The organism is Saccharibacillus endophyticus, from assembly GCF_013185185.1.
Classification (GTDB): Bacteria; Bacillota; Bacilli; order Paenibacillales; family Paenibacillaceae; genus Saccharibacillus; species Saccharibacillus endophyticus.
The window spans coordinates 1,064,541-1,076,444 of the sequence record NZ_JAAZWE010000002.1; the positions used below are offsets into that span (position 1 = coordinate 1,064,541).

The following is an 11,904-nucleotide window of genomic DNA, read 5'->3' on the forward strand; positions in this document are numbered from 1 at the left end:
GCGTTTAAGGGAGCAAATCTACTGCGTCTTGCGGGACGAAGAATTGTTGGCCGTTGTGGATAACGTTGCCGTCCAATTGAACGGGTTGGCCGTTCCATTCGGCTACGCTTTTGAATACGGGCAGGCGCAGTGTGTTGTTGCCTTTTTTTATGACGAGTACGGGGTTTGCCGCATCACTGTCGTCCGTCGTTACCTGAGCGCCTTTCGCTTTGAAAGACGCTTCGGCCGGAACGAACAGCTGCTTCGTTACCGCATCGAGATCGACGCCGAGCGCGGAAGCCATTTCGCGCGCGATGTCCGTGTTTTCCAGCACGCCGCTGAGCTTCTGGCCGTTCGGCGCATAGGAGTACAGTACGACGTCTCCGCCCGTATGGCCGCCGGACGTCCAGCCGATATGCGCGCGTTCGCTGATCATCGGACCGATCACGCCGTTCAATCTGCCCGCGTCGGCGCGACGGATGGCTTCGACTTCCTTGTTCGTCAGGTCGGAGATTCCGTAGTATTCGGCCATGACCTGCTTGATGTTATTGTTCGTGCGCGGCGTCGCGAGCTTCGCTTCGACACCTTCGCCCGTCAGCTTGGCTTTGAGCAGCGGCGCGATGAACGTCTCCAACGGTTCCTTATCGTACGTGCCCGTCGTCGCGCGGTCGCCGATCGAAATGCCGCCGTTGGCGTGGTCCGTTACCGCGATGACCATCGTATTGCCGTCTTCTTTCGCAAACTCGAGCGCTTCGCCTACTGCGTCGTCAAATGCGTTCACGTCGCTGATAATGCCGATCGGATCGTTCGCGTGCGCAGCCCAGTCGACTTTGCTGCCTTCGATCATCAGGAAGAAGCCGTCCTCGTTGCGATCCAGCACGTCGATCGCTTTCGAGGTCATTTCCGCCAGGCTCGGCTGTTCTTCCGGATTCCGGTCCATTTCATAACTCATCGCGCTGTCCGCGAACATTCCCCACAGCTTATCCGAGCTGGACGCTTTCAGTTCAGCCGGACTTTTGACCAGATCGTAACCTAGGTCTTCGATAACGGCTTGCAGATCCTCGCCGTCTTCGCGTTCCTCGGCCGTGAAGTATTTCGCTCCGCCGCCCAGCACGACGTCGATACCCGCATACACCTGCTGTTCGCTCAGCGCATCGTAATTGCCGCGATCCGGATAGTGGGCGCTAAAGGCTGCCGGAGTCGCGTGCATGATTTCGGAGGTGGCGATAATGCCTGTCGATTTGCCTGCCAGACGTGCGGCTTCAAGCACGTTCGCGACCGGCTTTTTCTCGTCGCCGGATGCAATGGCTTCAAGGCCCGGCATCGTGTTCTTGTCCGGCAGTACGCCGACGTAGCCCGTATGCGACTTGTGTCCCGTTGCGAATGCCGTACCCGCCGGGGCCGAGTCCGCTATGGCAGCGTCGGCGGAGTATGTACGCACGAGCCCGCTCGCCATCTCGTCCATGGCCAAGGCTTCGCCGCCGTTATACCAGCGTGCCAACGTCGTTCCGTCCATGCCCATTCCGTCCGGAATCAAAATGATGACGTTCTGAGCCTCGATCTCCGGCTGCTCGGCGGCAAACGCCGCTTGCGCGCCGGTTCCGAGCAGCATAGCAGCGGATAAAGCCCCCGCCATCCAAGCCGTTGTCTTGTTTTTTCCGCGTGCAGGTCCGAGCTTTTGCAAATCGATCCACTCCTTTTAGTGCCTTGCCTTCGATGTCGACAAGGTTTTATATGATTTCCAAAGCTCTTCCAGTTTAGGAAGAGAGCGTTTGCGCAGTATTAAGAAGAGTTACGATTTGTGTAAAAAAGCCCCTCCTTGCCGGCTGTCTGAAGCTTCGCGAAGTTGAAACAATCTCGCCGGAAACGCATAATAGAAAGAGGCTCGTCGCTTCGGTCGAAGGGCCTGCTCATTGAATTTCCAGGATCGATATAGATGGAGGGTCACATGAATCAATCCAAGCTCATTGCCGTGATCGGCGGAACCGGCAGCGTGGGTCGTTATGTCGTCAGCTGCGCACTTCAGCAGGGATATCGGGTACGCATGCTCGCGCGCAGCGTGCGAAGCATGCAACTGCCGCCGGAGATGGCAGCCAGGCTGTCCGTCATCCAAGGCGACGCGACGCGCTTCGACTCGCTGCGCGATCTGATGCACGGCTGCTCCGCGGTAATCAACACTTTCGGACGCCCCCCGCAAGAGGAACCCCTATACAGCAGCGTCACGAAACGGGTACTCGAAGAAATGGAACGCGCCGGAGTCCGGCGCTACATCGGGGTTACCGGGTTATCCCTGAAACTTCAGGGCGACCATAAATCGATCGGCGGACGCGTCGTCTCGCGCATGCTGCGTTCCCTGCATCCCCATTTCGCCCAGGATCGCTTGGCAGAACTGGCCGTGCTTCAGAGCAGCTCCGTGGAATGGACACTCGTCCGGCTGCCGGTCGTCAAGGAAGGACAGGGCGGCTGCGCGATCAAAGCCGACGCGGATCGGATGACGGGAAACCGGATCTATAACGGAGACGTCGCCCGCTTCCTCGTGAACCAGATCGACGAAGCGGAATATGTGCGCCGCTGTCCGTTTATCGGAAGTTAGGCATATTGACACATCGGTTCGTATCAACAAACAAATAGAATTAGGCGCGTGCGCAAACCGGTCTTTTCCGCTGCCGCTCCGGACGGAAGCATGCAGACCCGTTCGAAGCGGCGAGTTTGCGTCCGTGCCGATAAAAAGGAGGTGTCGAAGTCATGGACTTTGTCGCGATCGACTTCGAAACGGCCAACTCCAAGCGGGCAAGCGTCTGCGCGGTAGGCCTGGTCGAGGTGCGCGGCGGGCGCATCGTCGACGAATATTACACGCTCGTCAATCCGCACGACGATTTCGATTATTTCTGCATCGCGGTGCACGGCATAACGCCGGATCAGGTGGAAAATGCGCCTTCGTTCGCGGAGATTTGGCCGGAAATGAAGCGCCGGATCGAAGGCCGCGTGCTGGTCGCCCATAACGCTTCGTTCGATATGAGCGTATTGCGCCGCAGCGCCGAAGAATACGGTCTGGAACTGCCGCATATCCAATACATGTGCTCCTTCCTGATGTCGCGCAAGATTTGGCCGACGATGCCGAATCATAAACTGAATACCGTGGCAAAGGAACTGGGACTGAGCGCGTTCAAACATCACGACGCGATCGAGGATGCACGAACGTCGGCCAAGATCATGCTGCGTTGTTCAACGGAAGGCGAAGCTTCAGATTGCGATGCGCTCGCGGCGCGTTACGGCTATCGAATCGGACAGATTACGCAAGTCGGCGAGCATGTGTCGTTTTCGGCTTCGGCGCCGAAAAGTAATCGGGGACGCAACGGACGAGACGGTTCTGCTGCTGCGAACAGCTCCCCGACGTCCAAAAAAAAGCCGCTTCCCGCATCCAATCGCGATGCCGACCCAAGCAACCCGCTCTATGGAAAACGGATCGTATTCAGCGGCCGGATGAGCAGCGTCAAGCGTGAAGAAGCGCTGCGGCGTACCGCGAATCTGGGCGCATTCTGCACGGATTCGGTCGAATGGAAAACCGATTATCTCGTAGTAGGACGCAACGATTATGCAAAATACAGGGCAGGCGGCTACTCCAGCAGCAAGACGCAGGCGGCCGAAAAGCTGGCGGCCGGCGGCAGTACCATTCAAATCCTGTGCGAGGACGACTTTACGCCTCTGCTTGAAGAAATAGAGTTCGCCGCGCTGCGGGCTTCGAAGGAGCGCCGGGATGGATAATCGCAAACTTCAGATGCGTTTGCAGCAAAAAATGTTTTTCGACGTCGTATTCGTGGCGCTGGCGATTGCCGCGATTTTCTACTTCGAATTGTACACGCCGCTCGGTATTTTGCTGCCGCTGCTGCTTGCGGCGCTTCGCACGTATACGTTCGTGATGAATATGAGACGATTTCGCCGAATTTCGGCGGAGATTAAAGAGGAACAGCCCAAGAGTCGGTTATATCAGCAGGAGGAAGACGATGAGCTGTAGTGCTGTAGTCGTGCGTGGCGCTGCGGGATAAATTCGTTTCGGCCGCGTGTTGACTTGGGGAAGCCTGATTAGAATGGATATAAGGAAGCTTCCCCAAGTCAAAGGCGGTCGCTATCGCTCCTTCACTGAATTCATCCCTCCGCTTAAGCGACGTTGCACAGCTTGAAAATAGAAAAAAAGAACCAGATCCTTTTGAGAAAGGATCTGGTTCTTTCGTTGGTTGCTAGTTTTTTTGTTTTCAAACACATCAGCACGTTTGGCTCGATGGACATACGGTTGGCATCCTTTTACGGTTAAAAGAAATCAGGCTTTGCCGATCGACACCGGAACGCCGTCTTCCGTCGTGTCCGAATCGCCGTAGATGAAGCGTTCGACGCTGATAATATTCTCTTCCAGCGTCCCTTGCGAATTATCGAAGTACAGAACCGATCGGCCCGGCAGTTCCCACTGGACTTCGGTACGCTGCATGCGCTGCACGAATTCGTCCCAGTTCGCCAGTTTCCATTCGTCGGCCTTGTGTCCGCGGTCTTCGATGCGTTTTTTGTACTGGGCCATGTCTTCCAGATAGACGTAAACGACTTTGACCTCGACGTCGTTCACGGTTGCGCCGATCTTGGCCAGCTCTTCATGAATCCAGTTCGGATTGCGGATCTCGCTGGTGAACGGCCCGACCGCGAACACGTCGGAGCCCAATTCCAGGTTTTCCAAAGCGGAGTCCATCGTCAGGCGGTAGCCCAGATCGCGGCACAGCATCTTGTACGCGGCCGAATCGCGGTCATGCGGATCGTGTCCCATCAACTCCATGATCTTCTCGCTCGCCGGACGGGAAGCGGTGTCCATATCCAGAAAAACCGGATGTTCCTTGATCGTAATGCCTTTGGCGATCGTCGTTTTGCCGCTTCCGGCTCCCCCTACGAAAAATACCAGTTTGCGCATAGCGTCTTTCATCCCCTTCACTTGCCTGATTCATGGCTGATTTTTGTAATAAAGAAGCGCGCTTCATATTGAAATACGCGCTGTGAATTGATGTTTATTGGATAATTTTCATTTTAACATACTCATTTCGAAATGTTTAATGTTCGTCGAGAAAATGTTTATTCTTTTACCTATTCTATCGCGGATTCACCTTGCACTTGTTAGAGCCGATCCCATTTTTTAAAGTTTGAAAAAAGCTTTCGCCGTTTCTGTCGTCTGTTCCATAACCAACTCCGCGCTTCTTCCCGTACATTCCGCTACGGCGCGCGCGATATGCGGCAGATGAATCGGCTCGTTCCGTCCGTCTTTCGGCTTCGGTACAAGATCGCGAGGCGTCAAAAACGGCGCATCCGTCTCGATCATGAGCCGATCAGGCGGAATCAGGCGTACCAGTTCGCGCAGATGTTTGCCGCGGCGTTCGTCGCAGATCCAGCCGGTGATCCCGATATGCAAATCCATATCCAGATAAGCGCGCAGTTCCGCCTCCGTGCCGGTAAAGCAATGCACCACGGCCGGAAGTCCGGCAGGCTTCATCCGGCGGATGATCCGCGCGAAGTCCTCGTGGGCGTCCCGTTCATGCAGGAACAGCGGCATTTCCAGCTCCTCCGCCAACTCGACCTGCTTCGCGAACCATTCCAGCTGCGCGTCTCGCGGCGAGAAGTCGCGATTGTAATCCAGGCCGCATTCGCCGATCGCCAGTACTTCATCGCCCGCCGCCAGTTTGCGCAAGCTTTGCAGCGTGCGCTCGCCGCAGCTTTTCGCGTCATGCGGATGCACGCCTGCGGTAGCATACAGCTTACCCGGATAGCGGCGCGCATACTCGGCGGCCGCTTCGCTGCTTCGCACGCTCGTCCCGGTGATGATCATCGGGGATACCCCGGCTTCGATCGCGGCCTGCACGACTTCCTCGCGGTCTGAGCCGAATGATCGATGCATCAGATTGATGCCGATATCGATCGTTTGTCGAAAAGATGACATATCCAACACTCCTTTTGCTGTTCATTGATCGATGCCCGAATACATCCAACCTTGTTCTTTTAACTTTTCGAACGCGGCTCGGGCTTGTCTTCGTAGGTCTCGTCCAGCTTGATCAGATTGGGAGGAATGCGCTCCGCCAACCAAACCCCGCTGCCCGCATCGTAAAAAACAATGCCTTCGCGCATCGCCGCCGCGGAGTCGATACGCAGCATGATCAGCTTGCCTTTACGCCGTCCGGCCAAAGCGGCAAACGACGTCTCCGCAGATAAATGGACGTATTCCCGCCCCATCGGCAGCAGCCCGTGTTCTTCGATGGAAGGCAGCGCTTGCCGTCCCGTGCCGTGGTACAGGACGGTCGGCGGCGTGCTTTGCGGATAAGTCACGCGTCCGAAGCTATGGCCGTAACGGGCGCGGATACGCGGCTCGGGCGCTTTTTCGGCCGATGCTCCCTTTTCCGCTTCGTCCGCAGGTTCCAGGATTTCGAAACGCTGCTTGTCCGAACGCCGTACCACGCCCCGGATGTCTTCTTCGGTCGTCTCCGCGTAACCTGTGCGTTCGCGAACGGCCGCCAGCAGCTCGTCGAGTCCGCAGGAACCGTCTTCCGGATCAAGCGTCAGGCCGAAATCTTCCGGCGAATGCCGCAGCATCATGGACATCAGTTTGCTGATTTTTTTGTCCTGCTCGGCGGTCGACAACTTCGGTTCCCGGCTTTGTCCCCGGTAAGGATTGCCTCCGCCGCTCTTTTTATTGTTTTTGCTCATTAGTCGTTCTCCTCGTTTCTTCTCGCCTTACGCCGGGCATCCGAAGCCAACTGGCATACTCGGCGCGGAGCCAAGGGTCTCTTTCGGCTTCGATCGTTCGATGCAGCTCTTCGATCACGTTCGAAGACGCGTTTTCATTAATCGCCATAGGGATGAAATCCGTAATATCATGCGCACCCGTACACGCCGAAGCATCCGCATACAAATCAATCAAAGCGATGACGGCCCGCTCTTCGTCCAGATGTTCCGTCAACCTGTCCAAGCGCTTGTACAACTCATGAATGCCTGATTCCATCAATCCATGCCCCTTCCGCTACTTATTCAACGCGAATAAGGCTCCGTTTGTTTCCCCGGAGCCGCATTTTTGCGCGAACGTTCTTTTAATCTTTGTACGGATCGAACTCGTTCGCCCCCGCCATCGCGACGCCGATGGGCTTCAGCGTGTGCAGCACATCGATGGTTTCCGAATGCGCGTCCAATACTTCTTGAAGCTTCCGGTACACGAAAGGACTTTCGTCCGTGCCTGCGCCTCTCAGCTCGACATCGAACTGCTTGACCGCGTTCATCATGCGCTCTTCGGTGATCTCGCCGCCGATCCGCACCCGGGTTTTCCAGTTCATTTTGCCCGCGGCCTGGGTCCGGCTCATGATGCGACCCGCTCCGTGCACCGTGCTGTAAAAGGACTCGGCGTTTTCCGCCGTATTTTTCCCGCGCACGATCACCGAAATATCCGCCATGCTGCCCCCGATAAAGCCAAGCTGTCCCGGGGCCGAAGGCGTCGCTCCTTTGCGCACGACGATGCAGTCTTTGCCTTCGTGCTTTTCTTTCCAGGCAAAGTTGTGATGGTTGTGTACTTCGAAATCGCTTGTCGCGCCCAAAATCCCCAGCACCTGCTCGATGACGTAATCCCGTCCCGCGTACGCGTAGCGTCCGGCCAGCTTCATCGCGCGGTAATACATGTCGCCCGTCTCGCTGTCCAGATCGAACAATACAGGCGGTTGATCCATGCTTTCGCCCGGCGCTTTGCCCAGAAAATCGCGGCCCGCCGCCAAGTTCAGGAACCCGCTCGCCGTTTTGTGACCGAAGCCCCGGCTGCCGAAATGGTTCCCGATCCAGATCCGTCCCGTCGACGGCTCTTCGAAAATATCCACGTAATGGTTGCCGCTGCCGACCGTGCCGAGTTGATCCCGAGCCAGCTTTTTCAGCTTGTCGTGCACGTTCCCGCCGATCTGCTTGTACACCGACCAGTCGGGATCGTCGAACAGCTCGTGATCCACCTTTTGCTGATTGACGCGGCCCACGCCGAACTCCACGCTGCGGGCAATCTGATCCATGACGGACTTGATGCGCGGCTTCACGTCGTCGGCCGTCAGGTTGGTGCGGACCGCTTTGTTGCCGCAGGCGATATCGTAACCGACGCCGCTCGGCGAGATTTGTCCTTCGTACGCGATGACGCCGCCGATCGGCTGGCTGTACCCTTTATGGTGATCGGCCATGAGCAGCGCTTGCACCACGCTGCCGTGATACGCGCAGGTTTGAGCTTGTTTCAACGCGCTTTCGTCCACTTTTCCCCATACCCTTACCTTATCTATCGTTTCGTAACTCATGATGTTTCATTCCCTTCTTTTTCGTCCGCTAACCGATCCAGATCCATTCTCGCGATATGCGCGCTCATGGAATCGAAACCGCGCGCCGCCGCCGAGATATAAGGCAGCACCTGATCGCTCCAGCCGTAGACGTAATGCGTGTTCAGGTCTTCTTTCGGCACCATCGCTCCGCGATACGGCGACAGATCGACGATGAACGCTTTGGCGTCGCGGTTGATTCGGGCACGGTAACGCTGAAGCTCGGCGTAAAAAGGACTGCCTTCGTTCTGCTGCTCGTCCGTCACGATAATGATCTGGTCGACGTTTTCCCCCAGCTCGGTCAGACGCCGCATCGGCAGGCCCGTATCCGTTCCGCCTCTGGCTTTGATCCGCGATGCTTGTCCCATAATGCTCGCGTTTCGCGAAGGCTGCGGGTCGTGCACTTCATGGTCAAAGGCGAGAAAAATCGAGCGCCCGCCCGTCTTTTTATACAGAGCCAAAGCGAAAACGGAACCCGTCCGCAAATAATCGCCTTCCATCGAACCCGAAATATCGAGCAGAATCGCGGTGCGTCCCGGCAGATCCGGCAGGCTGGCAAAAGTCAGATCGACGGCTTCGGCCAATGCCTCCTTGATAACCGGATGTTTCATCTGACCGTAAGCCGTGGCAAAACGCAGCGGCAAAATCTTCGATTTGCGCAGCGCCGCCGCATCGCTCAGACGCTCGACCGCGTAACGCAGATGCTGAGGATGCTCGAACAATCCTTCGCGCTCGAACGTGTTCAGATGGCGCAGCAGCGCGAACATCGGCATCTGGTACAGCAGCGCTTCCCAGATTTTTTTGTTCGCCGTTACCGCTCCGGTCACCGTCTCGTACGGCAGCTTGCCTTCACGGATCAGGCGGATGCGCGTTCTGTCTTTGCTCGCCTGTTTCAACTGTTCGACGGCTTGGATCTGCGGCAGACCGTCGAGCGTCGTCTCGCGGCCGCGCAGATAACGGAACAGCGCCTGCTGGCGTTCGTCGGTCGGGATCGGATGCGCGGTCGCGATCGCGTCTCCCAAATTATACCCCCGACCGCGGCCGCCGTATTTGATCGCCCAATATTCCGACGTTTTTTGCAGGAAAGCCGCGATCTGGCGCTTGACCGCGCGTCCTCCCTGCCCGCGGCCCATGCCTTTCAGAATCGTCAGGAAATCGGACAGATCGGGCGGGATCAGAACGACGTGCAGAAATACTTTGCGGAATAGGTCAGGGCGCGCTTTGGACAGTACCGCCAACCCGTAAATCGGCTGCAAACGCATAAAGCCTTTCGTTCTCGCGAACACCAGCGCCTTGGCCATGAATTCCGGATTCAGCTCGACCATCGCTTCGTGCGTATCGGCAGCTTGAGCCAGCAGATCGCGGGCGTCGGCATAAAAAGTATTGCCGAGCGTATTGGTCAGCAGCATCTGCACGTATTCTTCTTCGAAGCTGCGATTGTGGGCACGGTACCCTTCGGCGTTGAACAGGGATTCGGTAAAACGTTGCACGGCACGACTCATGTCGATGGCCTCCTTTGGATATCGGACTGTTTATTCGGAGTGTTGATCAGGAAACGGATCGCTGTGCTGCTCACACGCGGGACGTTCATGTTTTTGCGCGACGACATGGATGAACGTCTTGCGTTTAAGCAGCAGATAATAGATGAACACGAATCGCCGGCGAAGAAAAACGGAGAAGGTCACGCGGGGCCAGTAGCTTGTCTGACTTGAATTTTGGGTTACGATCGGCTGAAACCCATACGCTTTAGGTGGGATTCAGACGGGCGTACCCCTACCTCCAAACAAGACAAGCTGCTCGAAACCCTTTACTGCCGTTTTGGTTCTCTTTTATGGTCGAAGGAACCCTCTCCCGCGCCTCGTCGACGTTACGTGTTCGGTTAGTACTAGGGCATGTCCGAGGAAAAAGGTGGAAAGGAACAAGCTGCTCTACCGCTGAGCTATTCCGCCGCGCATGGCGGAAACCGGATTCGAACCGGCGACCTGCCGATTAAAAGTCGAAGTAACCCTTCCTGGCGCCTCGGACAATTTCGGTCACGCTCAAGGCCGTTTGGCCTCGCCGCTCTCGTTTGCCTGGGTTCATCTTCGCATGGCTGGAGGGGCTTCAACAGGGCGAAAGTATGGCAAACGCCAAAAAATGCAGGGAAGATCCATTATTTTTGGACAGCGGTAACTTAACTCGATCGGATTGCGTTCAAGAAATAATCATTCGAATTTTGACCTTGATCTTCAATAAAGGGATGTGTATACCATGTTCAAAAAGAAACGTCTTGTCTGGACAACCGCCATTCTTCTTGCCGTGATCCTGAGCGGAATTTTGGTTTTTCGTTCGGTGCTGGAGATGAACGAATCCGAACTGTCGACAGCCGAAATCGCGTTCAATCAGGTGGAATTGACGCCTAATGCTCTGAGACTCAGCGGAACGCTGATGGCAAGCGCATTGAGCTATCGGGATTGCGAATACGAACAAGACGGCAGCAATCTGTACATCACGCTGCAAGGCGGACTCGTCACGAAAAAGCATCCGCATGGAGATTTTGATATCTCGATTCAAAACGACGGTTTCTCTAAAGTGGACCGCGTATATCTCAAGCACGGTGAAGATCATGTTTTGATTTATCCACAGCCTTAAAGGATATTACAATAATTTTTGTATAAATATAGGCATTGTTTTCTTGACCATTTTAAGCTCTTTAACGTATAATATTGAATGTAGCAATGGTGATTAGGCACCATAAAAACTTGATACTCTTACCAGACTTCGGATGCTGGTAGTTGGCAGGCAACATAAAAACCTGATACTCTTCCTGGACTTCGGGTGCCAGGCGTTGGCAAGCAACATAAAAACCTAATTTGTTTACACTCTCGAAAGGGAAGAAGGGCATTTACCTTCTTCCCTTTCTTTATGATTTTGGAGGCAGTATGGAGAGTAAAAAGACGATTTCATTTTTAAAAACTGCACAACAACACTATGAAAAACTCTTAAACAAAGAGGTCCATTACATATACAAAAAGGGAGGAAAGTACCACGAATTAATCCTAAAATCCGGAAAATCGAATTTTGCTCACCTTTTCGGAATAAAATATATTGACCCTAAAACAAATCGAGAGTTTAGCCCTTCCTCCATTTATAGTGCTTTAAGCAAGAATAAGCTAACTCCTGATGGGATAAAGAAAAAACCAGACGGAACTACGGATCAAAAACTAGAAGTCGTTCCTCATCTCGATCAGATCTTAACTTGCAACTTGAGAATTGTTGGTAATGGTACCTATTTAAAATTAGAATACGACGCAGCAATACGTACAAATAAAGCTAACTTCTGCATGGCTCTCGCCCACATCAACGACGGATGTTTTGCTCCAAAGTCGCTTCTCAACTTAAAATCAAGCAAATCAAATTCGATTGGTGCAGGCTTCCCGGTTCACTGCGTTTACGAAATTCTCAATGATGGAGAAGTATTCAAATATTGTGAACACCAAGATTTTACTCTCTACTTAGAAACTCATACATACTCTTTTCGATAAAAGCCCTCTCACCATACTTTCTGCCTAAGCGCGAATTGTATCAGGTG

The 11,904-nt window shown here is 54.6% G+C and carries 12 protein-coding genes and 1 tRNA gene; 5 read left to right on the forward strand and 8 right to left on the reverse strand.

Annotated features, from left to right (window positions below; translation table 11 throughout):
- Positions 1–4: 4 nt before the first annotated feature.
- Complete coding sequence (locus HRQ63_RS10575) at positions 5–1,615, reverse strand: alkaline phosphatase (protein ID WP_172243490.1); 1,611 nt, start codon at positions 1,613–1,615, stop codon at positions 5–7.
- 312 nt (positions 1,616–1,927) lie between these two features.
- On the opposite strand from HRQ63_RS10575, the gene HRQ63_RS10580 reads away from it, so the two are divergent.
- The 3 genes from HRQ63_RS10580 to HRQ63_RS10590 all read left to right on the forward strand — a co-directional run bounded on the left by HRQ63_RS10580 (position 1,928) and on the right by HRQ63_RS10590 (position 3,994).
- Positions 1,928–2,572, forward strand: a complete 645-nt coding sequence (locus tag HRQ63_RS10580) for an NAD(P)-dependent oxidoreductase (RefSeq protein ID WP_172242950.1) — start codon at positions 1,928–1,930, stop codon at positions 2,570–2,572.
- Between the two features lie 152 nt (positions 2,573–2,724).
- Entirely contained in the window at positions 2,725–3,744 is a 1,020-nt protein-coding gene (locus tag HRQ63_RS10585) for a 3'-5' exonuclease (protein WP_172242953.1), read from the forward strand.
- Positions 3,737–3,994, forward strand: a complete 258-nt coding sequence (locus HRQ63_RS10590) for a hypothetical protein (protein WP_172242956.1) — start codon at positions 3,737–3,739, stop codon at positions 3,992–3,994. Before HRQ63_RS10585 ends, HRQ63_RS10590 begins: the two co-directional genes overlap by 8 nt.
- Before the next feature lie 303 nt (positions 3,995–4,297).
- Here the strand turns inward: HRQ63_RS10590 and HRQ63_RS10595 are convergent, their stop codons facing one another.
- The 7 genes from HRQ63_RS10595 to HRQ63_RS10625 form a co-directional block, all read right to left on the reverse strand.
- Complete coding sequence (locus tag HRQ63_RS10595; RefSeq protein WP_172242959.1) at positions 4,298–4,930, reverse strand: P-loop nucleotide/nucleoside kinase family protein; 633 nt, start codon at positions 4,928–4,930, stop codon at positions 4,298–4,300.
- Between the two features lie 219 nt (positions 4,931–5,149).
- A complete protein-coding gene (locus HRQ63_RS10600; RefSeq protein ID WP_172242962.1) occupies positions 5,150–5,947 on the reverse strand; it encodes a TatD family hydrolase in 798 nt (265 codons plus the stop codon).
- A 59-nt stretch (positions 5,948–6,006) separates the two neighbouring features.
- Complete coding sequence (locus HRQ63_RS10605; protein ID WP_172242965.1) at positions 6,007–6,708, reverse strand: RNA 2'-phosphotransferase; 702 nt, start codon at positions 6,706–6,708, stop codon at positions 6,007–6,009.
- The gene (locus HRQ63_RS10610) at positions 6,692–7,003 is read right to left on the reverse strand and encodes a hypothetical protein (RefSeq protein ID WP_172242968.1); all 312 of its coding nucleotides are present in this window, start codon (positions 7,001–7,003) and stop codon (positions 6,692–6,694) included. The genes HRQ63_RS10605 and HRQ63_RS10610 overlap by 17 nt, the downstream gene beginning before the upstream one ends.
- Before the next feature lie 85 nt (positions 7,004–7,088).
- Positions 7,089–8,315 (reverse strand): RtcB family protein, encoded by a 1,227-nt coding sequence (locus HRQ63_RS10615; protein ID WP_172242971.1) that lies wholly within the window; start codon positions 8,313–8,315, stop codon positions 7,089–7,091.
- Entirely contained in the window at positions 8,312–9,835 is a 1,524-nt protein-coding gene (locus HRQ63_RS10620; RefSeq protein WP_172242974.1) for a TROVE domain-containing protein, read from the reverse strand. Before HRQ63_RS10620 ends, HRQ63_RS10615 begins: the two co-directional genes overlap by 4 nt.
- Before the next feature lie 452 nt (positions 9,836–10,287).
- Positions 10,288–10,345: transfer RNA gene (locus tag HRQ63_RS10625), tRNA-OTHER, on the reverse strand.
- A gap of 238 nt (positions 10,346–10,583) precedes the next feature.
- Between HRQ63_RS10625 and HRQ63_RS10630 the strand changes: the two genes are divergently transcribed.
- Positions 10,584–10,964: a hypothetical protein gene (locus HRQ63_RS10630; RefSeq protein ID WP_172242977.1), complete on the forward strand. Its 381-nt coding sequence runs from the start codon at positions 10,584–10,586 to the stop codon at positions 10,962–10,964.
- Positions 10,965–11,254: 290 nt separating this feature from the next.
- Positions 11,255–11,857 carry a PBECR4 domain-containing protein gene (locus HRQ63_RS10635; RefSeq protein ID WP_172242980.1) on the forward strand — a complete coding sequence of 201 codons (603 nt, stop codon included), beginning with the start codon at positions 11,255–11,257 and terminating at the stop codon, positions 11,855–11,857.
- The last annotated feature ends 47 nt before the right edge of the window (positions 11,858–11,904 follow it).